Here is a 22,897-nt window from a genome sequence, read left to right on the forward strand (position 1 = left end):
AACCACTTTTCGTTTCCCGGGGTTGATCTCCCGATGTGGCACCCCTTTGCAAGGCTTTCCGGCAGGGAACTACGCTTCAAGAAGCTCCGCCCAGTGCGGCATCCATCTCGTCTTCCCCCGCACGGTGATACGCTTCCAGCACCGCCCCTTCGATCTTCTCGCGCGTATCCGAAGAAATGGGATGAGCGATGTCACGAAACTCTCCATCCGGCCGCCTCTTGCTGGGCATTGCAACAAACATGCCGTTGTTGCCGTCGATCACCCGGATATCGTGCACGACAAATTCTCCGTCAATCGTAATGGATGCAATCGCTCGCATCCGCCCTTCACGGGCGACGCGCCGCAGTCGAACATCCGTAATTTCCAACCTGGTTCACCACCCATTTCCAGAGATGATGTATTTCACATATTCCACATGGGTGATGATTTTCCTTCAATATGTTGCCATCAAATTGGATTTTTTTGTGGATTTCAGTCCAGGGTGGCTATGGCCTCGATCTCAATCCGGACGTCCTTGGGCAAACGGGCCGCTTGCACACACGAACGCGCTGGCTGATGCGTGTCAAAAAACCGACCGTAAATCTCGTTCACCTGTGCAAAATCATTCATATCCGCCAGAAAGATCGTCGTTTTCACAACCCGGTTCAAGTCGGCTCCCGCTGCCTTTAACACAGCTTGGAGATTGTTCAGCACCTGACGTGTCTGTTCTTCGATGCCGCCTTCCACCAGCTCACCTTCCGGTGTCAGCGGAATTTGTCCGGAGGTGAACACCAAATTCCCGGCTTTGATCCCTTGTGAATAAGGCCCGATAGCCTGAGGAGCTTCCTGGGTTTTTACGATTTCCATGTAAACGCCTCCCCTGAAAAGAGATTCCCTTTCAATACTTGAATCCGTCGTTCCCGTTCATCCACTTCCGCCACAGTTACCAATGAGTAATATTGATCCACCAGCCGCTCCTGCGCCAGCAGCTCCGCCATCACTCCCACCCCCGCCACTTCCGCTTGAAACTCCCGGCAGAGGTCCATCATTCCTCGAACGGTGCTGCCGGCTTTCATGAAATCATCCACAATCAATACCCGGGATCCCTCTTTTAAACTGCGCCGGGAAAGGGACAAACTGCCCAAACGCCGGCTGGATCCGGAAACGGTATTGATGGTCACGACAGACCCTTCGGTGATCCGGCTGTCTCTGCGAACAATAGCAACAGGGACCCCCAACAGCCCAGCGGTGGCATACGCCAAGGGGATTCCCTTGGTTTCCACAGTCATTATCGCATCCACCCGCTCCTCGGCAAACACCGTCGCCCAGATCCTGCCGATGTCACGCACCATCAGGCTGTCCCCCAACAAATCCGACAAATACAAATACCCTCCCGGCAAAATCCGATCGGGGCTTTCCAACTGCCGGCACAGCCGTTCGGCTATCTCTTCCGCCTTTTCCCGCGTTGTCTTGGGGATAAACCGAACACCTCCAGCTGCACCCGATACCGTTTCCAACCAGCCGTAGCCTTCCTGGTGAAAGACTTCGTGCAAGATGGCCAGATCCTCACTGATGGAAGACTTGGCTGCCTGGTAACGATTGGCGAATTCACTGAGGGATATGAGACGGTGAGGTTGGAGGGTCAGCTGTTGGGTCATATCCACTAACCTCGTGCTCCGTTTCCACTTTTTCATCGTTACCCCCGCTAAAACCGAATATTGTTGATGGAAATATATCACTTTGTCCGGTTTAATTCAATCCCCAGCCATCATACTCCCTCAAGTATTCGCTTCCAGTCCGCCCATCATACGAACTGCGTATACTTGACGGCAAAAACCGCGCAAACCGTTGACCACCCGCTTGGCAGTATTCTCTCTGCGTACCAGCCCGAATACCGTGGGTCCGCTTCCGGACATAAGCACGCCTTCTCCCCCGAATCGGATCATGCGCTCTTTTAGGCGACGCACTTGGGGGTAGGCAGGTATCGTCACCTCTTCCAGCACATTGCTCAAGTTGCGGCAAATGCCGTCAAAGTCCTGATTCCGGAGCGCCTCGACCATGGCATCCAGATCCGGGCGCTTCCGGATGTCTTCCAGTCGAAGGGCACCAAACACTTCCGCTGTGGAAACTCCATGGGGCGGCTTGGCCAGAATCACCCAACAAGGAGGCGGCGACGGCAGAGGAGTCAGTATTTCGCCTCTTCCTCGGGCGATGGCAGTACCGCCGGTAACACAAAAAGGAACATCCGAGCCCAATTCCAACCCCAACGCTGCCAGCTCTTCCACGGATAAACCCAAATCCCACATCCGGTTCAATCCTTTTAAAACGGCAGCGGCGTCACTGCTGCCCCCCGCCAAGCCGGCCGCCACGGGTATATGTTTATGAATATGGATATGCACCCCTTTTTGGATGCCGAAGCGCTTTTTGATCAGAGCAGCCGCCCGGTAAGCGAGATTGCGGTCATCGTGAGGCACAAAACCGGATGTGCTCTCCAAGCTGATTCCCGAAGACGTTTCCGTCAAATCGATCCGGTCAGCCAAATCCACCGTTGTCATTACCATTTCCAGATCGTGATATCCATCTTCGCGTCTATGTAAGACATCCAGCGTCAAATTGATCTTCGCTGGCGCTTTCACCGATATGTCCAACATGATTGCCTCCCATCTGCCAGCCTCGAACCTTACCTCATCCATCACTTCATCCATCGCTTATCCCGTCAGCCGATTGTTGTCATCCCTATATCGATGGACGACTTTCAGCTGTAATCTATTGAAATCCGTTGTTCCAACGATTGCTAGCGTACTTATTTTAACACGGGGATTAGAGTGGGAAAAGCGAAAGGGCGGGGATGTTCACGGATTCCCGGAGAGCAGGCGCCAAAACTAAGGCCGGGGATTCACCCCGGCCCAACTGCTGTGACATTATCGGTCGGACATACGCTTTTCGGCCAATTCAATCGCTCGTTTGACCATGTTACCGGCATCCCGGGCTTTGATCCCGCCCCAGCCTTCGCGCTGCACCACATCATAAAAACCCAACTCTTTCGCCAACTCGACTTTCAAGGCTTCGGACATGACACCACGACGCGCCATGAAACTCCCCCTTTTTGTCACAGCAGATATCAATAGTATGGGTCGTTGTCTGGAAAATGCTCAGACAATCCTTTCCTGCAAAATGCTTCCCATCAAGGCCAGCAAAAGTTCCACGAATCGTCGGGACCGAAGCCCCACTTCTTCAAGCCGATAATCTCCCCGCCGGTCACAGACTGCCCTCATTCGATCTCATTCTACACATCCGTCCGCATCCACGGAGCTCTTCCTGAAGTCCACCGTAAACAGATGGGGATTTTCCTTTTTTAACTCGTGGTATATCCCTTGAAACAGAGCCAGGTGTGTCCATTCGTTCCGTTGGATGTATTTGATTTCCGAGGCGGTTCCGGTCATTTTCCCCTGCTGCGGGAACCAGCTCCGGATTCACACCGAATTTCCCTTCTCATCCCTAAGGACACCTAACACTCACAAACACAATAGATTGTGTTTTTCCTGATGCATCTTTACTTATACAACAATAAAAAAATCCGAGTCCAACGAGGGACACCGGACGCATGTTACCGCAAATTTGTGCAATTGCTCACATCTATATCTAAACTTCTTTGTTGCCGGTTCGTTCGTTATTGTTGAGGATTCTTAACGTACTTGACGGGAACTTGTCCACTGTCGTCACATACGGTCAGTTCGACTGTCTCCGTCAAAATATCTGCGTAGCTGTAGGATACCCGTTCAAAAGCGTGCTGTTCTTCGTCCAGTTTGACGATGAACACCGAGGGATAGGTTTCCTCCAGCACTCCGCTGCGTTCAATGGTCTTGCGACGTCCGCTGTTGGCCTTGAGACGGATCTTTTGCCCAACATAACCTTCCAACGTCCGTTTGATTTCAGATAGTGCATTCCTACCCATTTTAACTCGACCACCTCACTCGCAATCCATTATATCACGGTGAGGTATGTTTGTCAAAATTGAATTATAGCAAGTGATTTAGCTCTATGTCAACGGATTTTTTTAAGTTTGTCAGGAAAACCTGCACTCCGACAGAATCAGCCATCCTTCCGCTTATTTGGTGAAACGATCTGCGACAGCACTCGCGGCATAGGCATCTGGCTTGATCTTGGCCGTGTAGCCCACGGAAGTTACCCATCCCACTACTTCCTGTATCAGCTTGCGTGTCTCTCCCTTTCGCCCCACATCGAGATGGATTTCCACAGGCAAATCCATGGAAATGCCGAGAAACCCCTTTTCTTTGAGGCGTTCCATACACGTCAAACTGTATTCGGTCTCTTTATAGATCCGGTAACGAAGATCCATCAGCGGTCGGCTGCGCTTCTTGGAATAGTAAAAGAGAGCCCCTTTGCCCACCCGTTGTACAATGATCGCTGTTACAAACAACGTCTCGCTCCGGGAAGTTTGAGAATCCGTCCCGATGACCACCTTGTATCGGGCGGACGGATCCTCTTCCAGGTACTTGCGGATTTCTTTCACCATATCCTTCAAACGGATGGTTCCTTTGCGTGGATGGATAAATTGCAACAGGATTCCCCTCCAGGGATTCCCCGATTTTACGGGTTTTTGTCAGCTAAGAGGTTGGACAACTCAGCAAACTCCTCTAAAGATAAGGTTTCCCCCCGACGCTTCGGGTCAATTCCTGCTTCTTGCAACCAGCCGATCAGTTCATTTTTCTCTATACCCGGAAACAAATTGGCAGACAACGTATTGGACAACGTTTTTCGCCGTTGAGCAAAGGCCGCTTTCACCACCCGGAAAAACAATCCTTCATCACGTACGGAAACGGATGGTTCCTTTCGGATTCGCAACCGGATCACTGCTGAATCCACCTGGGGACGGGGCACAAACACATGGCTTGGCACGCGGGCGATCCATTCTGTTTCCGCAAAGTAACGAGCGGTAACCGTTATGGCACCGTATGCTTTGCTCCCCGGCTCCGCCGTCAAACGTTCAGCCACCTCTTTTTGAATCATGATCACGATATTGTGAAGAGGCAAACGTTCTTCCAACAACCGCATCAATATGGGCGAGGTGACGTAATAAGGGAGGTTGGCCACTACACTCCTCCGAGTGGTTCCGGCAAGTTTCTGTTCGATGATTTCCCTCAGATCCAGCTCCATCGCGTCACCATGGATGATGGACACATGGGGATATGCGACAAACAGCTGGGTCAACACCGGTACCAACCGGTTATCCAGCTCCACTGCCGCTACGGCCCCGGCCTCTTCAGCGAGCCGTTCCGTCAACGCACCGATCCCGGGGCCGATCTCCAGCACACCGGTATTGGAATCCAACTCCGCCGCACCGATGATCTTATCCAATATATGATCATCGATAAGAAAATGCTGTCCCAAACTTTTTTTCAAAGTAAGTCCGTGCTGTTTTAACAGCTGCCGCGTTCGTTGTGAAATCGAGCGCTCAGTCATCGGCTTCATCCCTTTCTGTGCGGCGCAACGCTTCTTCAAATTCCTCCAGGGTAATACGCAGCAAATGCAAACGCCGATAAAATTGGCGCGCGTTCCCATATCCGATACCCAATTGATCGGCGATGGCGTGGCGCCGTCGGCGGGCGGCTTCTCCGCCAACCAGGCCGGCTTCCATGTAACGTTCCCATGAAATGGCGGGTTCTCCCGTCTCTGTCGGTTCCAGTTCAAAGCGAGCGCTTTCCAACGCTTCTCGGATCGCTTCGGAAGTGGCGTGCTCCACCCCCACCTTATTGCCTCCCCTGGCTTGCTGCTGCGGAATAAACGCCTGCTTGCATCCCGGAACTTCCCGGGAAATAATGCGCCGGATTCGCTCTCCTGCAGCATCGGGATCGGTCAGGATGATCACCCCGCGGTTTTGCTGGGCGCGTTTCACTTCCGCGATCACTTTTTCTCCTACAGCCGACCCGCGCGTCTCAATGGTATCGGCATGAACCGCCCGTTGTACGGCTGCCGTATCATTTCTTCCTTCCACTATGATCACTTCTCTGATCTTTCGCTGTTGTTCTTTAATCGGACTCAACCTCTTCCATGTATTCACCTGTCTGCTACGATTCATCTCTGGCAAAGCTTTCGGATACGTACCGGCACCGTATCCCCGGGGGGAACACGGTGCCTTCATTGGATACCAGTATCTCGTGTGCGTTTCGGCTTAGGCTTTGATAGCGCCATTTTCCCCTTCCGCTCTCTTGTCAACAGGGTTTGTCACGATGATTCATTCAACCGAAACAAGCGGGACGCATTTTCATAGGTTTGGCGGGCCACTTCTTCCAATGTCATACCCCGGATCTCGGCGATTTTATCCGCAATCAGGCGGATATAACCGGATTCATTCCGTTTTCCCCGATGGGGATGAGGAGCCAGATAGGGACAGTCCGTCTCCACCAAGAGCCGGTCCATGGGGACCTTCTCCGCAATCACTTTCGGGTCTTTGGCGTTTTTAAAAGTAACGGGACCACCCAAGCCGATATAAAAGTTCAAATCCAAACAGGCTTCAGCCATTTCCCAATCCCCGCTGAAGCAATGCATGACGCCGCCTACTTCGTCCGCTTTTTCCTCCCGGAGAATCCGCAGCACATCTTCGTGTGCATCCCGATCGTGGATGATGATGGGCAGGTTTACTTCCCGCGCCAACCGGATTTGCTGGCGGAAAACGGATTCCTGTACCCCTTTGGGAGAAGTGTCCCAGTGGTAATCCAATCCCATTTCCCCTAGCGCCACTACCTTGGGATGATCCGTGAGGGATTCGATCCAGTCCAAATCCTCATCCGTACAATGTTTGGCCTCGATCGGATGCCAACCCACTGCACTGTAGATAAAATCATACGTTTCCGCCAGTTCCAGGGATGTCCGGATCGTCTCACGGTTGAACCCGATATTGACAATGCGGGAGACTCCGTATTCTTCCCGAGCACGGCGGATCACTTCCTCCCGGTCCTCATCAAATTGTCCGTCATTCAAGTGGGCATGGCTGTCAAAAAGCATCGGTAAAACCTCCTGTTGCTGTGATTCGTGTGTATCGCAAACCAGGTCTGGTTTGGGAAATGCTGTCGGCCTTTGAAGGAGGGAACAAACAGGATCCGGGGTTGAAGAAGCCGCTGGATTGGAATCATTTATCGGAATAACAGCTGAAATTCACGGATAGGCATAACGACTACATCTGCCCTGCCGACTACTTCTCCCATGGAGACAGGTCCGATCTCCCGACTGTCTCGGCTCCGGTTTCGGTTGTCCCCCATGACAAACAGATGGTTGGGCGGCACTTTCTTCGCTTCGACAACCCCTTTGATCGGGCCATTGATATAAGGCTCATCCAATTTTTTCCCGTTGCGGTACACATGTCCGCCTTTCACGGAAATGATATCCCCGGGCAAGCCGATCACCCGCTTGATAAAGTCTTTCTGTTCTACCGTATGAAAAACGACAATATCCCCGTAACCGGGCTTGCTCACATCATAAATCCACTTGTTGACGATCAACAGCTCTTGACCCTCAAAAGTGGGGTACATGGACTCCCCGTGTACCTCATACGGGGCGAAGAAGAACATGCGGATAATAATCGCCATGGACAGCGCCACCAGAATAGCCGTCAGCCATTCACCGGAAGAACTCGCCTTCTTCTTCACTTCAACCCCTCCGCTCTTTCTGTAGTATAAGCGACATCGTCAAACCGTTTTCGACTTCAGGCAGTGAAGATCCTGCAAAATTTCCCAATCGTTGATCCTGCTTCTTTCCCTGGCGGGTGGAATATGAAAAAGAATCCCCTTGTTGCAAAGGGGATTCAACTGTCGATATCCCTGGTTCCTTATTTCACACGGGTTCCGTTGGGAATGTCGTCGGAGACCGTGGCCAACACCAGCCGATCCCCTTCTTTAGCGGCCAATATCATCCCTTCAGATACTTCCCCGCGCAATTTGGCCGGCTTTAAGTTGGCGACGCAAATAACCTTCTTACCCGGCAATTCTTCCGGTTGATAATATTGCGCGACTCCGGCCACCACTTGGCGTCGGCCGCCCTCTCCCAGATCCAGCTGCAGCTTCAAGAGACGGTCGGCCCCTTTGATCCGGTCGGCTTCCACCACTTCCGCCACCCGCAAATCCACTTGGAAGAAATCGTCGATAGCGATCAGATTCTCCTTTTCTTCCTGAGACTGTTCTGGTTGTTTTGTTTCCTTTTCCTGAGCTGCAGAATCCACTGGTGTGCCTCCCATCATTTTGACGATTTCTACGGCTTCCTCTTTTACATCCAAACGAGGGTAAAGCGGCTTTTGTTTGTTTACTTTTGTTCCCGCGGGATAGGAACCGAAACGGTACAAGCTGTCCCAGGAGGTGGCTTCCCCTTCCGAAAGGCCCATCTGTTCCCACATCCGTCGAGGGGTGCGAACCAGGAACGGCTGAATGAGGATGCTGACCATCCGCAGGGATTCCATCACATGGTACAACACGGAGCCCAACGTCTCTTTTTTCGCGGGATCCTTGGCCAACTCCCAAGGCATGGTCCCTTCCAGATAGCGATTCGTGCCGCGGATCAAGTCCCAGATGGCCACCAGCGCCACGGAGAATTGCATGTTGTCCATAGCCGATTCCACTTTTTCCACCGTTTCCTTGGCCAGATTCTCCAAGGTTTCATCCAGTTCCGTCGCTCCCGGAATCCGCTTCGGAACGACTCCGCCGGCGTATTTTTCCACCATCGTCAGGGTCCGGTGAAGCAAGTTGCCGAGATCGTTGGCCAGATCGGCATTGGCCCGCTCAATGAATCCTTCCGGCGTAAACACCCCGTCCTGACCAAAAGGAACCTCCCGCAGCAGATAATAGCGCAGGACATCCAAACCATAGCGGTTGATCAACGGCACCGGATCGACCACATTACCTTTGGACTTGGACATTTTGCCGTCACGAAGCTGCAGATGGCCGTGGGCAAACACTTTTTTGGGAAGCGGAAGATCCAGCGCCATCAGCATGATCGGCCAATAGATCGTATGGAAGCGGACGATTTCTTTCCCGACCAAATGTACATCCGCCGGCCAATACTTCTCAAACTTGGCTTCCGCCTCCGGATCACCGGAGAGATAACCCAATGCCGAGATATAGTTGGTAAGCGCATCAATCCAGACGTACATGACGTGTTTCGGATCATCCGGCACGGGGATTCCCCAATCAAATGTAGTCCGGGATACACACAAATCTTCCAGCCCCGGCTTGATGAAGTTCTCAATCATCTCTTTTTTCCGGGATTCCGGTTGGATAAAATCCGGATTCTCCTCGTAATAAGCCAGCAGACGGTCCACATATTTGCTCATACGGAAGAAGTAACTCTGCTCCCGCACTTTTTCCACGGGACGGCCGCAATCCGGACAATTGCCGTCTTCCAGCTGCCGTTCTGTCCAAAAAGATTCACAAGGGGTGCAGTACCATCCCTCGTACTCATCCAGGTAAATGTCCCCTTGATCCACCAGCCGTTTGAAAATCTTTTGGGCGACAGATTTATGCCGCTCCTGGGTCGTCCGGATGAAGTCGTCGTAGGAAATCTCCAGCTTATCCCACAACTCACGAATACCCGCCACGATCTCATCTACAAACTCCTGTGGCGTGCAGCCTTTATCTTTTGCCCGCCGTTGAATTTTTTGACCGTGCTCATCCGTACCGGTCAGGTACATCACGTCATAGCCTCTGAGCCGCTTGTAACGGGCCATAGCGTCCCCTGCCACAGTGGTGTAGGCATGGCCGATATGCAATTTGTCGCTGGGATAATAAATCGGTGTTGTAATATAAAAGCTCGGCTTGGTCATTCTGTCTCGCTCCTTCTCGAAAACTAAAAAACCCCCATCCAACCATGGGACGAGAGTTTCCTCACGCGGTACCACCCATCTTCGGCGCCGCCTCACGGCAACACCCTCTGTCAGTGATGACACTGTCCCGGTAACGTCGGGCGACGCCCGTTCCTACACACCAGACGGCTTCAGAACGAGTTCTCGGGGGCCATGTTCACCCGTTGCTCCCATACCGGCTTTCACCTGCCCCGGCTCTCTGTCCATGGAAACGCGGAGTTACTCTTCCCCGTCAGCGAAGCTCCGTTGCTTTCCCTTTTCTTCTCCATCCATTATAGCCAAATTTTCGCCGGGGATTCAACAAGAAACCTCGATTCTGAGACGTTTCACGGGACCGGCTCGATGACATTCCTGTCAAGCCAAGCAAATTGCCCCTACCATCCCTCTTAGGCGTCAATATTAAAAGGTCCACTCAACGATATAGCCGACTACAAACCTTTTATTCCCTTTTCAACAAATCTCCCCCTTGTTTCACATGGAACGCAGACATGATTCCTTAAGGATCTATCCATCCACCTTGTCATAACGGGTGACGAACGGCGACTCCTTTTTGGCGATCTTCCCTTCCGCCGCCCATCGGTCCAGTTCCCCCTTCAGCCTGTTGACGTCCCAGTTCAGGGCGCACTCCCGGTTCAGATGGGTAACGACCTCCAATAAATCCGTATCAAAGACCGGCAAACGTTCCCCGATCACATCGAGCACCCGGGAATCCCTTTCTTGCAATACGGCTTTCAATTCATCAAAGGGATTGGCTACGTGGGGGCTGTAGGTATAGGAAGCGCGGATCCGCACAAAGATGGTTCGACCATAAACAGCTGAGGAGACGAAGGTGTCACCGGATTGAAGATAGGGAAGCCGCTTGCTTTCCTCCTGAGTCAAATCGGTTTCCTCCCGCAAGGTGGCAATATCCGTCCCCCGCACGGTCCGAAAGACAAACTTGGTATTGAGCTGGGCTGTGATCGTCTCATCCAGCAATGTGGGCCGCTGGGTGGCCAGCACGAGGAAGGCACCGTACTTCCGCCCTTCTTGGGCGATTTCTTTCAAAATCATTTTGGGCGGTGAATCCACCCCTTTGGGTGCAAAGTTGTGTGCCTCATCCGTCACGGTGACGAAAGGAGGGAAAAAGGTCCCTTCCTCCCCGTTCATGCGCGCATCTTTATACTCCCGGCGCTTTCGGTACAGCGAACCGATCACATAAGTGGAGAACACCTGCAATACCCAGGCGGCTCCCTGAATGACCACTAGCTTTCCTTGTTCCAACCCTTGCTCAATGGGGCGGATATCCTGCTGGAACAGTCCGGCTTTGTCCAACCGGTTCAACCGCCACTGCACACCGCGCACCGATGCCAAAGGCAAGCTGCCGTATTGCTGGTGCAGTTCCATCAAGTCCTTGATCCGTTCCGCTTCTGTCGGTGTCAAATCATCTTCCCGCAGCCGTTTTTTCAACCCGGACGTTCCCTCTTCGATCGCCTGGGCGACATTGTTCAGCCGATCGCTGAAAGAAGTGTAGGAATCCCTCCGCTTATGCAGGGACTGCACCACATTCACCATCGACTCCGATAAGGCTCCTCCGGCAGCCCCGATCAACCCCACCACATCCCGGGTAGACAGGTCAGTGAAGCGAATTCCCACTTCTTTGCCCACTTGCACGGAAAGCCAACGGTTGTCAAAAGTAGGCGATACTCCTTGCAGTTCCGGCATGCCTTCACTGAAATCCATCTCAAAATGCGGGTCAAACACCAGCGTTGGAATCGACAGCTTCATCAGCTCTTCCAGCATCACCCGGAGCCCGAAGGATTTACCCGAACCGGAACCGCCGAAAATCCCGATGTGGGGATATTGCTGCATCGCGGTGATATCAAACAAGAAGGGGACTCCCCGCTGGGGGCGCAGCTCCCCGTTTTCCATCAGATGAACCTGACCTTTCAGATCCTCATCCAGGCCGTCGCCGAGGGCTTCCGTCCCTTTGATTTCCCCCAGCACCATCCCGGACTGCGGCGTTGTTTTCACCAACAAGCGGCGCACTTCTTCAAAACGGGGAAGACGGACACCGCAACCGGTCTTTACCGGATGCGGCGCCTCAGCAAAAAGCCGAATCTTCGCCAGATTGATTTCATCGGAACCGATATCGTATCCGATATGCTCCAGGGACTGAATCACCTGGGTATCCACCAGGGACTTGTCCAATCCCATGGGGATCAACCGGTTGTAGGAAAGCGTCTCCACCACTTCCCCCTTGGGGTATTCCAGCGCCGCATCCTCGATCACTAGGATCTCATTGATTCGAAACTTGCGCTCTTTGGAAGCCACGTATACTTCCTGCTGTGTTGTTACACCCACTACTTGCAACCGTTGTACCTCCTTTGCCGCTCATTTCAAAGGTGTCGCTCGCTCCGTTTGGGTACCAACAAACGGTGGCGCAGGTCAGGGTCGATAAACTGTTCTACCATGGCCCGAACCAAGGGATCCGTTACCCGCACCTCTTTGTCCACAATATCCAGCCACAAGGGAATCCCCCGACCCTGAGCCGGCGTCATCGTATGTATCAAGTTCAGCAAATTCTCCCGTTCAGCAGCTTGGCTCAATAAGCCGTCGATCCCCACAGGTTGAGGACTGCGGGATGAGCACATCACCGCCTTCCACAGACCGGTTCCCGTCAACTGCATCGCTTCCGATTCATAAGCTTCACCTGGCTGCAACACCCCAAACAACACATCCCGATCCGAATAATTCTCCCGCTGGGGAAACAACAGCCGTGCCAGTCCTCTGGTGCCGATCTCTTCCGATATTCCGACCAACAGAACGCCCCGAGCGAGCGCCAATTCGGCCAATTCCTCCCACCCTTGCGGATCATCAATCAGATAATGAAGTAATGACCCGTCCATCATGATGACGCGCGGCCTCCACCGGATAATGGCCTCTTTGGCCACTTTCAGTTCCAAACCGGCCAATAGCGTTCCCCGCCGTTTGGCCTCCCGCGCCAGTCGCCCCTCTACCGGATCCGTCCCTTCCCGATCCAACAACGGTGTATATAGATCGGCTTCCCAGCATTCCTCCCCATGGGTCCCTTTCGCAAGGGCCTGAAAAACCGACAACGTGTGAGGGTCTGTTCCCGGTGTAGAATTGACGGAACCGTCCACACCCGCCATCACCCGTCCGTCCAACCAAGCAGTCAAGCGATCGGCGGGCCACTTTTCCATCGGATAAAAGGTACCGTATTCCTCCAGCTGCTCCCGAATCCACTCTTTACGAAGCTCTTCCTCCGGATACAGAAGCCGCAGCTCCCGATTGGTCTCTGCAAATTTCCTCTTTAACGCCTCGGATACCGGCAACATTCGACACACCTCCCATTCACCGATTATATCTATGATAACGCGATTTGCTCCCGGTGTGTCTTTTCCTGCTCCCAGAAAATCCTCAGCAGTACCCTTTTTCTTCTATTTAGTAGTTCTAACTTTCTGTCATCCAGAACAAAACCTTATTTTTCCACCATCCGCATGCGTCCACAATGAACAGATACTCTTTAAACGTATGAAAACGCATTTTTTTGTTATAAAGGTTCACTTTTTTAAAAGAAATTTTCTATAAAATTTGCCGCCTGTTATATTGACTATTATGGGAATCGCTGGTATGATGATGGTGATGCCGTTTCTGTCGAATTTTGACGGCTCAAGACCAAGACCCTAAAAAGACCAAAAAGAGCGAGAGGAGACATGAGCAATGCTCAAATCTACCGGGATTGTCAGAAAAGTGGACGAACTGGGTCGCGTAGTGATTCCGATCGAACTGCGCCGTACTCTGGGAATCGGTGAAAAGGACGCTTTGGAGATCTATGTCGATGGAGAGCGGATTGTGTTGAAAAAATACGAACCCGCTTGTATTTTTACCGGCGAAGTGGATAACACCGTCCGTTACAAAAACAAAGTCGTCAGCAAGAAGTGCATCGAAGAAATGTACAACCTGCTGAACAGCGAAGAAGCCGTATCCTCCAAATAATGCAGTGATTTACGAACCAGTACAGAAGACATAACCTTTTTGAAAACCATTGTCTCAGATGGTTCGCTATTGACATACCGTTTTTGGGACTCAAATCTCCATACTTAAGAAAAAGAGGCCTTTTTCGGCCTCTTTTTCAATTTTAAAACCAGCCTTATATATCTCAAAAGTTGGAAATATAACGGAAGGATCAGCTGATCTCTTTCACCATGTAGTCTTTGATCAACTCCGAGCGGGTGCCGAACACGGCCTGATAATTTCCCCGACCCACCCGGATCACACCTGCGGCTCCTAACTTTTTCAGCCGGTCCGTATCTACTTTGGCTTCCTCTTTAACGGATAACCGCAGCCGAGTGATACAGGCATCCAGCTGTTCTATGTTCTCCTTCCCTCCGATGGCGCTCAACACATCCTGTGCCAAGCGTTCCAACTCTTCATTCCCTGAAGGTGTACCCGTCCCTTCTTCCCGGGATTCATCAAAACGACCCGGTGTCGGCAAATTCAACACCCGGATCGCTAAGCGGAAGATGCCGTAATACAGACCGGCATAGATCAGGCCGATAGGGATGATCCACCACCCTTTGGTCGAGAGATTAAAGTTAAGTACATAGTCGATCAGACCGGCGGAAAAGCCAAAGCCGTGTTTAACCCCAAGAACATGTAGAAGCGCCAACGAGGTCCCTGTTAACAAGGCATGAACTACGTAAAGAACAGGGGCCAAAAACATGAAGGAAAATTCGATCGGCTCCGTAATCCCGGTTAAAAATGCGGTCAATGCCGCACTGATCAACACACCGCTGATGGCTTTTCGCTGAGAAGGTTTGGCTTCATGCAGTATGGCGAAACAGGCTGTGGGCAGGGCGAACATCAAAATCGGATAAAAACCGGCCATAAAGCTGCCTGCCGTGGGGTCACCAGCAAAAAAGCGGGACAGATCCCCTTTTACCACTTCTCCCGCCGCATTGGTAAACTGACCGAAGTTGAACCAAACCAAGGTATTCAAAATGTGATGCAAACCGAACGGGATCAGCAACCGGTTCAAAACGCCGTATCCGAACAGACCGGTCGCACCGGCACTTACGATCCAATTGCCCACACTGGCAATCCCATTCTGTACATACGGCCAAACTACCATAAAAACGCTCCCGACGACAATCATGGCACCGGATACCACAATCGGTACAAACCGTTTGCCGCCGAAGAACTGCAGCCAGTCCGGTAATCGAATATTCTGGTACTTGCGGTAGCAGTACGCTGCGATTATCCCTGTGATAATACCGCCCAATACATCCGTTTGATTTAGGTTCACTTGCCATGCCGGGTTGTCCGGGGCCGGTACATTGACGCCCACGATTGCATTTAATACTACATAGCCTGCCACTGAAGCCAATCCCGCCGCACCTGCGCCATTGGTCAGACCGACAGCTACCCCGATTGCAAACAGCAGGGGCAGATACTTAAATATGGCATCGCCCCCTGCTTTGAACACGTTTCCAATTTCAAATAGAAAAGAGCCGTCTGCCACATACTGAGGATCGGTTAACAGTGCTCCCAAACGCAGCAAAATGGCTGCCGCTGGCAGAACCGCGATCGGCAGCATCATCGATATGCCCACTTGTTGCAACTTGCCCAACCATTTCACATCCAAACACCCCCAAGAGAATCGATTTTTCTCTACATGTGTATGCGGTCTGTCCACCCTTTAGGCCGCCGGGACGATTTCGCCCCCTTGAGATACAACAATCAGCGGGTGGTGATGGTACCAACATTCTCTATCTCGGGGTCATTTTCCTGTTTCATCTGTACGTCTATATGCTGAATCCAAAGAATACAGCAAGAAGCTCTAGATTAATGACAAACCTTTATGATGCTTCGACTCATTTGCCCGTTGCTCCCTTTCCTCCTCCAGCTCATGTCAAGAAACTTTATCAGCAGTCTCGAGAAAGAAGCTCTTCTACAATCTTATTGCTCCTCATCCTCCTGGTGATACGCGTTGTATACTTCCCGTTTGGGCACATCCCGATCTTTCGCAGCCTGCTGGATCGCCTCTTTTTTTCGGTGCCCTCGCTCGATATAATGCTCCACATGCTCTTTCAGCGAAAGGGATTCCCACCAGACCAATTCCTCTGTCTGCTGTTCGCGGATCTCTTCTTCCGAAGCACCGGACACCACGATCGTAAATTCTCCCCGGGGACGGTGTTCCTCTAGCCAACGGCGGCATTCCGATACCTTGCCCCGCAGCCATTCTTCGTGCTTCTTGGTCAACTCCCGAGCGACGGCTGCTTGCCGGTCACCCAGAGTACTTTCCACATCCTTCAACATCGCCAACACTCGGTGCGGCGCTTCGTAAAAAATGAGCGTTGCCGGAGTCAACCGCCATTTTTCCAACTCCCGTACCCGTTCTTTTTGCTGACGGGGAAGGAAGCCGATAAATGCAAAGGGTTGAGGCGGGATGCCAGAGCCCACCAAAGCCGAAAGGGCCGCATTGGGGCCGGGGATGGGAACTACCGGGATCTCCCGCTGTACCGCCTCCCGGATCAAGTCTTCCCCCGGATCGGAAATCCCCGGCATGCCGGCATCGCTGACCAGAGCGATCCTCTCTCCCTTTTCCAAACGGTCCGCCAGTTCAGCCGTGCGGGACAGGCGATTGTGCTCATGGTAACTGACCGACGGAGTCGAGATATCCAAGTGGTTCAACAGTTTCCGAGTATGCCGCGTATCTTCGGCTGCGATCACATCCGCTTCTGTCAGCACACGGCGGGCACGCTCACTGATATCTGCCAAATTGCCGATGGGTGTACCGACGATGTATAATATTCCTTTTTCTCCGGGATCATTGGTTTGGCGAAACACGGGCCTTTCTCCCTTCTGCAATCAATCGATCTTTTTGTTGTCGGCTCATCCCTTTTATCATCTTTTCCCGCTTTAGTGCTTCCGAACGGTTCCACCCCGTTTCAACCCACCGGAGTGTAAAAGGCCCTCTCCCGCGGGTGTATCTGGCCCCGGTTCCATCCTCATGCTGCTTCAGCCGGCGCTCGATATCCGTGGTAATCCCGGTATACAAGGTTCCGTCCTTGCATTCCAAAATATAGACGCAATAGGTTTTGTCCGCATCTTTCAACTGAGTCACCTCTTCTACCAATGACAAAAAAGTGTCGGGTTTCCCCGACACTTACACTTTCTCGTCCTGAGCCGTTTTGTTCAGAAAGGAGAGGCAAAACAAGCAATCCCCGTCGGAACGCATGCTGCCGTAGTGAACGTTGCAAATATGGAAACCCTCGTTGTAGAGTCGGGCCAGATTGTCATGGCCTTCTCCTGTTCCTTCCTCTTTCCTGTCGAAGTCATCCGACATCGCATCCGACCGAACCGCTTGTTCCAACTGCTCCCGCAGCGCTTGATTTTCCAGCACCAAGCGCGTATTTTCCTCCAGCATCTGAACGATTTGCTCTTTCAAACCGCCCAACTCTTTGTATAGCTCCCCGATCTGATCCTCGATCCGGGTCATACGGGATAAAATCGCCTGTTTGTCCACGCCCCCCACCTCAGTCACCCTTTAATCTGGCGTAGATGTTCCTGTTGGAGAAGAGATCGCCGAGGGCTGGGGATGTGTTCTTTCCCCGTTTCGGACAGATCCCATCTTTGCCGCTTGCTTCAACGGCAGAAAACGCATCATGCCCTTGCCTTTACTTCCTCCGCATCGTGCTCCACTGTCCGTCCGGATTCGGCCAGCTCCACCTGTACGCGGCGCTCCAGCAGATTGAGGACCACCACTCGACCGTCTCCTTCCGGTGTGGACACCCGCGTACCTACGTCCGGCATCTTTTGTTTGGCCTCTACATAGGTATCATTTTCAAACTTCAAGCAACACATCAACCGACCGCACAGACCGGAAATCTTCGCCGGATTGAGAGACAGGTTCTGATCTTTGGCCATTTTGATGGAAACCGGCTCAAAGTCTCCCAAAAAAGAGGAACAGCACAGCACTCTTCCACAAGGTCCGATTCCCCCCAGCATTTTCGCTTCATCCCGCACCCCGATTTGGCGAAGTTCGATTCGGGTCCGGAATACAGAAGCCAAATCCCGAACCAGCTCGCGAAAGTCTACACGGCCATCGGCTGTGAAGTAGAAAATGATTTTATTTCGATCAAAGGTGTATTCCGCATCCACCAACTTCATATCCAAATCATGCTGGCGGATTTTTTCCGCACAGATCACCAGGGCATCCTTGGCCGCCTGGCGATTGGACTCCATCTGCGCTGCGTCATTTTCGTCAGCGATGCGAATCACCTTTTTCAACGGAAGTACGACTTCATCCTCCGTCACGTAACGAATCCCAGTTACGACATCTCCAAACTCGATTCCGCGCACGGTTTCCACGATGACGTGATCCCCGCGGCGAACGGCGAATTCTCCAGGATCAAAAAAATATATCTTTCCCGCTTGTCTAAAACGAACGCCTACGACTTTGTACATTTGTTGCTCCTCCCTGCATGGCCAGCACCATGAACTCCAGCACCGCTTGGGGTTGTACCGGGCCGGCCAATTGGCGTCGAGCGTCAATCACGGTTTCCATCCCATGGAGCAAACGAGACGTGCTCCATCGAGGAGCTTGACGCCGGCAGGAGTCTTCCCATTTCAAAAAAACGGGCGGTACGGTTCGTTTTAACTTTTGATTCAACAGGTCACGAAGCCAGAGAAGCATCAAATCAAGAACCAACTCCAACCGTTCTTTGTCAAGCTCCTTATGAATCCATTTGGTTTGAACGGAGAGCAATGCATCGGACTTTCCCGATACAATCTCTCCACTCCATTGTATCACTCGCTCACAAAGCAGGGCAAACCCATCTATCGAAGCAATTTCCCGAGCTTCATCCAATCCGGGAGCTATATGGGCGGCAACCCAGGCTTCTGCGGTGTTGAATCCTTCTCCTTCCAACTTTTGTGCAATCCAGTCCGCAGCCAATGGAGCAAACCGGAGAACTTGACAGCGGGAGAGTACCGTAGGCAAAAGGGAATGAACATGCTCCGTAATCAGTACAGCCACCATCGGAGTGATCGGTTCCTCCAAAAATTTGAGCAAGCTGTTGGCGGCTTGAACAGTCATCGTCTCCGCCTGTTGAATGATCATGACGCGGGTTGTGTTTTCTGACGTGGTATAATGAAAAGCTCGCTGCAATCCCCGAACTTGATCGATTTTGATGGATTGTCCGTCAGGCTCGATGATCCATACATCCGGATGATTGCCATTCTCGATCCGAATACAATTGCGGCATCGATCACAAGCGTCTTCTCTCGCCGCATCGCAGTTGAGCGCTTTGGCCAACTCTAACGCCGTTCGGTATCTTCCTACACCTCTTGGTCCCGCAAAACAATATGCGTGAGCAGTCCGGCGCTGTCGGATTCCTTGCTTTAGAAATTCCGTGACTTTGGTTTGGCCAGGTATCGCGTCGAATGACATGGCGCCTTCCCTCTTTCGTCAAAACTGTTCAAAGCGATCTACCGGCAGGATAAATACAGTCGCCCCGCCTACCTGCACATCCACAGGATAGGGCACATAGGAATCGGCATTGCCGCCCATCGGAGACATGGGGGCCATCATTTGCTTGCGGGACTGGCAGTTGTCCTTAATTACAGCGAGGACATCATCCACTTTCTCATCTTCCACTCCAATCATAAAGGTGGTGTTTCCCGCTTTTAGAAAGCCGCCCGTACTGGCCAACTTGGTGGCACGAAACCCATTTTCTACGAGTGCTTGGGACAAGTGGCTGCTGTCCTTGTCTTGTACCACAGCGACTATCATCTTCATGGTGAATTCCCCCCTTGTATCTCCAATGAATGTATTCTCGTTCATCACGTAACCCTTTTATCCCGTCAGAACACCGTTATCCCTTCAAGTGACAGCTTGATGTCAACGAGCTGGTGCTTCCCAGACATTATTTTGTCAGCAGCCTCAGCTTCTTTGAGAAGCTCTTCTCTTTTTCAAGTACGAATCCAAATCTTTCCGTAGTTCTTCAAACACTTGATCCACCGGCTGGGCGGCATCGATTACGCAGTATCGCTGCGGATGAACGCGTGCTAACTCCAGGAACCCTTCCCGAACCCGTCGATGAAAAGCTTCTCCTTTTTGCTCGATACGATCGACCCCTTTGCCGCGCTTGACCAGACGCTCTGCACTTTCCTCTACCGAAAGATCCAGCAAATAGGTCCTGTCGGGCACTAAGCCCCCGGTAGCAATGCGGTTGACCGACAACACTTCATCCATATCCCATTGGGGGCCATATCCTTGATACACCAAACTGGAATCGACAAAGCGGTCACACAGCACCACTTTACCTGCTGCCAAAGCAGGACGGATCACTTCTTCCACCAATTGAGCCCGGGACGCGGCATACAGCAACATCTCTGTTCGCTGCTTCATTTCTTCCGCTTCCGGATCCAGCAAGATCCCCCGAATACGATTTCCGATGGAAGTTCCACCGGGTTCCCTCGTACGTACACAAGGGATGCCCAAAGATATGACGTATTTTTCGATGCGGCTGGCCTGCGTTGATTTTCCGCTTCCTTCAGGGCCTTCCAATGTAATAAACAAACCCTTCAACACCCGTTCCTCCAACCATGATTTGTGCTTTATTGTAACACGTAGACTTTCAGGGGGGAACCTAAGGCGCAACCACGGACTTGTCCCCCTTGCAAATATACATGTTCAATGCATCGAATGGCTTGCTCTGTAAAAACTTCCCCCGGCAGGACAATCGGTATGCCCGGGGGATACGGAACGACCATCTCTGCGGCAATCTGATTTTTCGCTTGATGAAGCAGCACTTCCTTCCGAGGCATGTTCACTACCTCTTTATAGGTACCCCGACTTTCACTCCACAAAGGAAAAGAGATGGGCTGTATCACAGGCCCTTCCGGCATTTCCTGAACAGCTTGGTTCATCTCTTCTAAATGGGCCGCCAAGATCTCCACGTCTTTTTCCGTGGTTCCCATGGAAAAAACCGCAAGAACATGGCGATGATCCGCCATTTCCAAGTAACTTCCTTTCTCCGCCAGCCAACGAAGCATCCGCCGTCCGGCTACCCGTCGATCTTTTGCTCGGATGAGCAATTTAAGCGGATCCGATTCTGCCTCGGGAGAAACTACTGTCAAATGCGTCAGCTGATGGATATGCTTTCGCAATCCCTCCAACCATTTCAATACTTGTCCGATCTTTTCCTTTCCCTCGATGGCCGCAAGTCGACGGGCGACATCCAGCGAGGCCATCAGCGGATAGGAAGGGCTGCTGGATTGAAGCGTCCGCAGCCAACCGGCCGTTTTGTCCCGATCGATACGAGTTCCTTGAAGGTGCAACATGGAAGCCATCGTCATCGCAGGAAGCATCTTATGTGTAGACTGTACCACCGCATCTGCTCCCTGTATCAGTGCGGATAGCGGCAATTCCGGATGCAATCCCAGATGGGCTCCATGGGCTTCATCTACCAGCAAGGGAATTCCATACCGGTGGCATACTTCAGCCAACTCCGCCAGAGGCTGGCATTCGCCATAATAATCCGGGGAAGTGAGAAAGACGGCTTTCGCATCCGGAAAACGGGATAAAACTTGCTCCAAATCCGCCGCTTCCACCCGTTGGGAAGGACGATCCTCCCGCAGGCGCCCACTGATATAAATCGGTTTTGCACCAGCCAGCTTGCACCCGTTAAAAACGGATTGATGGGAGTTTCGCTGGATAATGATACGATCTCCTTCTTCACAACAACTCATCACCAAAGCCAGATTCCCTGCTGTACTGCCGCCTACGAGGAAGAAGGTCTGTTCTGCACCGAACAGATTGGCTGCCAGCTCTTGCGCCTCCTGAATGGGACCTTCCGCATGATGTAAATCATCCAACCCGGGCAATTCCGTTAAATCCAAAGACAATACTTGCTGAAACGATTCCTTTTCCCTTCCCGACCAGGCTCGTCCCTGTTTATGTCCTGGTACATGAAAGTTTCCTTTTCCCTTTAACAGATGATGATACAATGCATCCAGCAGGGGTGTCCGATTCTGGTCATTTTCGTTCATGTGATGCCTCTCACCGTTCTTTCCATAAATTCGCCAAATTCGCCGATAAAAAAGAAAAACAGGGACAGGCAGTGTCCCCGCTTAAACGTCGCTTTCACACCAGATTTTGCGCAGTTGGAAAACAAAGTGCGGATATTTTCGGTCTTCCACATCGGTTTGAACTATCTCGCGTTCACAGTGCTCACAGATGAACTCATCGAGCACTGAAATGCCGTTGGTTCTAGGCTTTTCGCAAACGATGCAGCGGATCCGATCCATTGTTTTTGACACGATCGACCCACCTTTACACGGTTTTGCCACCATTATTTCCCGTCAGGTTCACATAAATACCCCATACCCCGCACTTGTATACATGGGACTTCATTCCATCGATTATTTCAAATGTATGCCCATGGGAAGCCCAATGTGTTCCCTAATTCAACATTATACCATGAAGGGGAGAATATGTTCCCAGGAAACAAGTTTTCCGGAAAACGAATGAAAGGGGTGTTCCATACTCACAATAGTAATGGGTGAAACCAATGCAAACCAAACAACTCATGGTCGACGGAATTTTATTTGTCCTTGTCCCGCTTTTGGCGCTTTGTCGCACGTTTTTGTTTTATCTGTATCCATCCCGTCTTCAAACAACAAAAACACCCCGCCCTCCTGTTGAGGATCGGCCATAAAACAAACCGATATTTACCGCTGCCCCCTCGTCGTCACGGCTCAGCCTCCGATCGAACAGATTTGCCTAACCAATGAGCCTAACCACTCACCCTGTCACCGCCACGGTACCAACCGAAGGCGCAGATATCAGGGTGAGGGATCTTTTCTTCACATCCGGGATCCCGGTCATGTCAAGACTTCCCCCTTTAAAGTAAAACAAAAAAGCAGCTCATAGTGAGCTGCTTTCTCTGTGCCTGGCAACGTCCTACTCTCCCAAGGGGTCTCCCCCTCAGTACCATCGGCGCTGGAGGGCTTAACTTCCGTGTTCGGTATGGGAACGGGTGG

At 51.9% G+C, this 22,897-nt stretch carries 27 protein-coding genes, 1 rRNA gene and 1 other annotated feature; of the genes, 1 reads left to right on the forward strand and 27 read right to left on the reverse strand.

Features of this window, described 5'->3' with window-relative positions; all coding sequences use genetic code 11:
- Positions 1–76 precede the first annotated feature (76 nt).
- The 16 genes from spoVG to IEW70_RS12365 form a co-directional block, all read right to left on the reverse strand.
- Complete coding sequence (gene spoVG, locus IEW70_RS12300; protein WP_188648219.1) at positions 77–367, reverse strand: septation regulator SpoVG; 291 nt, start codon at positions 365–367, stop codon at positions 77–79.
- 104 nt (positions 368–471) lie between these two features.
- On the reverse strand, positions 472–846 hold the full coding sequence (locus IEW70_RS12305; RefSeq protein WP_188648220.1) for a RidA family protein: 375 nt from the start codon (positions 844–846) through the stop codon (positions 472–474).
- A complete protein-coding gene (gene purR, locus IEW70_RS12310; protein ID WP_188648221.1) occupies positions 834–1,673 on the reverse strand; it encodes a pur operon repressor in 840 nt (279 codons plus the stop codon). Before purR ends, IEW70_RS12305 begins: the two co-directional genes overlap by 13 nt.
- 84 nt (positions 1,674–1,757) lie before the next feature.
- Entirely contained in the window at positions 1,758–2,627 is an 870-nt protein-coding gene (gene ispE, locus IEW70_RS12315) for a 4-(cytidine 5'-diphospho)-2-C-methyl-D-erythritol kinase (protein WP_188648248.1), read from the reverse strand.
- Positions 2,628–2,900: 273 nt separating this feature from the next.
- The gene (locus tag IEW70_RS12320) at positions 2,901–3,071 is read right to left on the reverse strand and encodes a small, acid-soluble spore protein, alpha/beta type (protein ID WP_188648222.1); all 171 of its coding nucleotides are present in this window, start codon (positions 3,069–3,071) and stop codon (positions 2,901–2,903) included.
- A 60-nt stretch (positions 3,072–3,131) separates the two neighbouring features.
- Positions 3,132–3,254 (reverse strand): hypothetical protein, encoded by a 123-nt coding sequence (locus tag IEW70_RS18170; RefSeq protein WP_268234872.1) that lies wholly within the window; start codon positions 3,252–3,254, stop codon positions 3,132–3,134.
- A 6-nt stretch (positions 3,255–3,260) separates the two neighbouring features.
- Entirely contained in the window at positions 3,261–3,422 is a 162-nt protein-coding gene (locus IEW70_RS18535) for a hypothetical protein (RefSeq protein WP_373285963.1), read from the reverse strand.
- Positions 3,423–3,649: 227 nt separating this feature from the next.
- Complete coding sequence (gene veg, locus IEW70_RS12325) at positions 3,650–3,934, reverse strand: biofilm formation stimulator Veg (RefSeq protein WP_188648223.1); 285 nt, start codon at positions 3,932–3,934, stop codon at positions 3,650–3,652.
- 153 nt (positions 3,935–4,087) lie between these two features.
- Positions 4,088–4,561 (reverse strand): ribonuclease H-like YkuK family protein, encoded by a 474-nt coding sequence (locus IEW70_RS12330; RefSeq protein ID WP_188648224.1) that lies wholly within the window; start codon positions 4,559–4,561, stop codon positions 4,088–4,090.
- 29 nt (positions 4,562–4,590) lie between these two features.
- Positions 4,591–5,472 carry a 16S rRNA (adenine(1518)-N(6)/adenine(1519)-N(6))-dimethyltransferase RsmA gene (rsmA, locus tag IEW70_RS12335; protein ID WP_188648249.1) on the reverse strand — a complete coding sequence of 294 codons (882 nt, stop codon included), beginning with the start codon at positions 5,470–5,472 and terminating at the stop codon, positions 4,591–4,593.
- The gene (gene rnmV, locus IEW70_RS12340; protein WP_308423160.1) at positions 5,456–6,043 is read right to left on the reverse strand and encodes a ribonuclease M5; all 588 of its coding nucleotides are present in this window, start codon (positions 6,041–6,043) and stop codon (positions 5,456–5,458) included. Before rnmV ends, rsmA begins: the two co-directional genes overlap by 17 nt.
- A 182-nt stretch (positions 6,044–6,225) precedes the next feature.
- Positions 6,226–7,005 carry a TatD family hydrolase gene (locus IEW70_RS12345; RefSeq protein WP_188648225.1) on the reverse strand — a complete coding sequence of 260 codons (780 nt, stop codon included), beginning with the start codon at positions 7,003–7,005 and terminating at the stop codon, positions 6,226–6,228.
- 128 nt (positions 7,006–7,133) lie between these two features.
- Positions 7,134–7,646, reverse strand: coding sequence for a signal peptidase I (lepB, locus tag IEW70_RS12350; protein WP_229751963.1), 513 nt, complete (start codon positions 7,644–7,646; stop codon positions 7,134–7,136).
- 179 nt (positions 7,647–7,825) lie between these two features.
- Positions 7,826–9,808: a methionine--tRNA ligase gene (metG, locus tag IEW70_RS12355; protein WP_188648226.1), complete on the reverse strand. Its 1,983-nt coding sequence runs from the start codon at positions 9,806–9,808 to the stop codon at positions 7,826–7,828.
- Between the two features lie 42 nt (positions 9,809–9,850).
- Positions 9,851–10,092: a binding site (T-box leader), on the reverse strand.
- 259 nt (positions 10,093–10,351) lie between these two features.
- Positions 10,352–12,187, reverse strand: a complete 1,836-nt coding sequence (locus IEW70_RS12360) for an ATP-binding protein (protein ID WP_308423163.1) — start codon at positions 12,185–12,187, stop codon at positions 10,352–10,354.
- 35 nt (positions 12,188–12,222) lie between these two features.
- The gene (locus tag IEW70_RS12365) at positions 12,223–13,182 is read right to left on the reverse strand and encodes a DNA double-strand break repair nuclease NurA (protein WP_188648228.1); all 960 of its coding nucleotides are present in this window, start codon (positions 13,180–13,182) and stop codon (positions 12,223–12,225) included.
- Positions 13,183–13,567: 385 nt separating this feature from the next.
- On the opposite strand from IEW70_RS12365, the gene IEW70_RS12370 reads away from it, so the two are divergent.
- Positions 13,568–13,843 carry an AbrB/MazE/SpoVT family DNA-binding domain-containing protein gene (locus IEW70_RS12370; RefSeq protein WP_188648229.1) on the forward strand — a complete coding sequence of 92 codons (276 nt, stop codon included), beginning with the start codon at positions 13,568–13,570 and terminating at the stop codon, positions 13,841–13,843.
- A 190-nt stretch (positions 13,844–14,033) separates the two neighbouring features.
- Here IEW70_RS12370 and IEW70_RS12375 read toward each other — a convergent pair whose 3' ends face one another.
- The 11 genes from IEW70_RS12375 to rrf form a co-directional block, all read right to left on the reverse strand.
- Positions 14,034–15,446, reverse strand: a complete 1,413-nt coding sequence (locus tag IEW70_RS12375) for a PTS transporter subunit EIIC (protein ID WP_229751968.1) — start codon at positions 15,444–15,446, stop codon at positions 14,034–14,036.
- Positions 15,447–15,805: 359 nt separating this feature from the next.
- The gene (gene rsmI / locus IEW70_RS12380; RefSeq protein ID WP_188648231.1) at positions 15,806–16,696 is read right to left on the reverse strand and encodes a 16S rRNA (cytidine(1402)-2'-O)-methyltransferase; all 891 of its coding nucleotides are present in this window, start codon (positions 16,694–16,696) and stop codon (positions 15,806–15,808) included.
- Complete coding sequence (locus IEW70_RS12385) at positions 16,677–17,015, reverse strand: GIY-YIG nuclease family protein (protein WP_308423161.1); 339 nt, start codon at positions 17,013–17,015, stop codon at positions 16,677–16,679. Before IEW70_RS12385 ends, rsmI begins: the two co-directional genes overlap by 20 nt.
- Positions 17,016–17,375, reverse strand: a complete 360-nt coding sequence (yabA, locus tag IEW70_RS12390; RefSeq protein WP_188648232.1) for a DNA replication initiation control protein YabA — start codon at positions 17,373–17,375, stop codon at positions 17,016–17,018.
- A 137-nt stretch (positions 17,376–17,512) separates the two neighbouring features.
- Positions 17,513–18,316 carry a PSP1 domain-containing protein gene (locus tag IEW70_RS12395; protein ID WP_188648233.1) on the reverse strand — a complete coding sequence of 268 codons (804 nt, stop codon included), beginning with the start codon at positions 18,314–18,316 and terminating at the stop codon, positions 17,513–17,515.
- Positions 18,288–19,301: a DNA polymerase III subunit delta' gene (gene holB / locus IEW70_RS12400; RefSeq protein WP_188648234.1), complete on the reverse strand. Its 1,014-nt coding sequence runs from the start codon at positions 19,299–19,301 to the stop codon at positions 18,288–18,290. Before holB ends, IEW70_RS12395 begins: the two co-directional genes overlap by 29 nt.
- An 18-nt stretch (positions 19,302–19,319) precedes the next feature.
- The gene (gene darA, locus IEW70_RS12405; protein ID WP_188648235.1) at positions 19,320–19,649 is read right to left on the reverse strand and encodes a cyclic di-AMP receptor DarA; all 330 of its coding nucleotides are present in this window, start codon (positions 19,647–19,649) and stop codon (positions 19,320–19,322) included.
- A 144-nt stretch (positions 19,650–19,793) separates the two neighbouring features.
- Positions 19,794–20,441, reverse strand: coding sequence for a dTMP kinase (tmk, locus tag IEW70_RS12410; RefSeq protein WP_188648236.1), 648 nt, complete (start codon positions 20,439–20,441; stop codon positions 19,794–19,796).
- Between the two features lie 29 nt (positions 20,442–20,470).
- A complete protein-coding gene (locus IEW70_RS12415) occupies positions 20,471–21,904 on the reverse strand; it encodes an aminotransferase class I/II-fold pyridoxal phosphate-dependent enzyme (RefSeq protein ID WP_188648237.1) in 1,434 nt (477 codons plus the stop codon).
- A gap of 81 nt (positions 21,905–21,985) precedes the next feature.
- A complete protein-coding gene (locus IEW70_RS12420) occupies positions 21,986–22,174 on the reverse strand; it encodes a sigma factor G inhibitor Gin (protein WP_308423162.1) in 189 nt (62 codons plus the stop codon).
- Positions 22,175–22,804: 630 nt separating this feature from the next.
- Positions 22,805–22,897, reverse strand: a 5S ribosomal RNA gene (rrf, locus tag IEW70_RS12425); the annotation flags it as partial.

It is taken from the genome of Marinithermofilum abyssi, assembly GCF_014641195.1.
Taxonomy (GTDB): Bacteria; Bacillota; Bacilli; order Thermoactinomycetales; family DSM-45169; genus Marinithermofilum; species Marinithermofilum abyssi.

Coding starts and splice junctions, on each gene's coding strand:
- IEW70_RS12365 (WP_188648228.1), bottom strand. CDS start 13,182: ATGTTGCCGGTATCCGAGGCGTTAAAGAGGAAATTTGCAGAGACCAAT.
- holB (WP_188648234.1), bottom strand. CDS start 19,301: ATGTCATTCGACGCGATACCTGGCCAAACCAAAGTCACGGAATTTCTA.
- IEW70_RS12345 (WP_188648225.1), bottom strand. CDS start 7,005: ATGCTTTTTGACAGCCATGCCCACTTGAATGACGGACAATTTGATGAG.
- IEW70_RS12415 (WP_188648237.1), bottom strand. CDS start 21,904: ATGAACGAAAATGACCAGAATCGGACACCCCTGCTGGATGCATTGTAT.
- veg (WP_188648223.1), bottom strand. CDS start 3,934: ATGGGTAGGAATGCACTATCTGAAATCAAACGGACGTTGGAAGGTTAT.
- IEW70_RS12370 (WP_188648229.1), top strand. CDS start 13,568: ATGCTCAAATCTACCGGGATTGTCAGAAAAGTGGACGAACTGGGTCGC.
- purR (WP_188648221.1), bottom strand. CDS start 1,673: ATGAAAAAGTGGAAACGGAGCACGAGGTTAGTGGATATGACCCAACAG.
- IEW70_RS18170 (WP_268234872.1), bottom strand. CDS start 3,254: ATGAGGGCAGTCTGTGACCGGCGGGGAGATTATCGGCTTGAAGAAGTG.
- IEW70_RS12395 (WP_188648233.1), bottom strand. CDS start 18,316: ATGTACAAAGTCGTAGGCGTTCGTTTTAGACAAGCGGGAAAGATATAT.
- IEW70_RS18535 (WP_373285963.1), bottom strand. CDS start 3,422: ATGACCGGAACCGCCTCGGAAATCAAATACATCCAACGGAACGAATGG.
- IEW70_RS12375 (WP_229751968.1), bottom strand. CDS start 15,446: ATGATGCTGCCGATCGCGGTTCTGCCAGCGGCAGCCATTTTGCTGCGT.
- rsmA (WP_188648249.1), bottom strand. CDS start 5,472: ATGAAGCCGATGACTGAGCGCTCGATTTCACAACGAACGCGGCAGCTG.
- metG (WP_188648226.1), bottom strand. CDS start 9,808: ATGACCAAGCCGAGCTTTTATATTACAACACCGATTTATTATCCCAGC.
- IEW70_RS12320 (WP_188648222.1), bottom strand. CDS start 3,071: ATGGCGCGTCGTGGTGTCATGTCCGAAGCCTTGAAAGTCGAGTTGGCG.
- IEW70_RS12305 (WP_188648220.1), bottom strand. CDS start 846: ATGGAAATCGTAAAAACCCAGGAAGCTCCTCAGGCTATCGGGCCTTAT.
- darA (WP_188648235.1), bottom strand. CDS start 19,649: ATGAAGATGATAGTCGCTGTGGTACAAGACAAGGACAGCAGCCACTTG.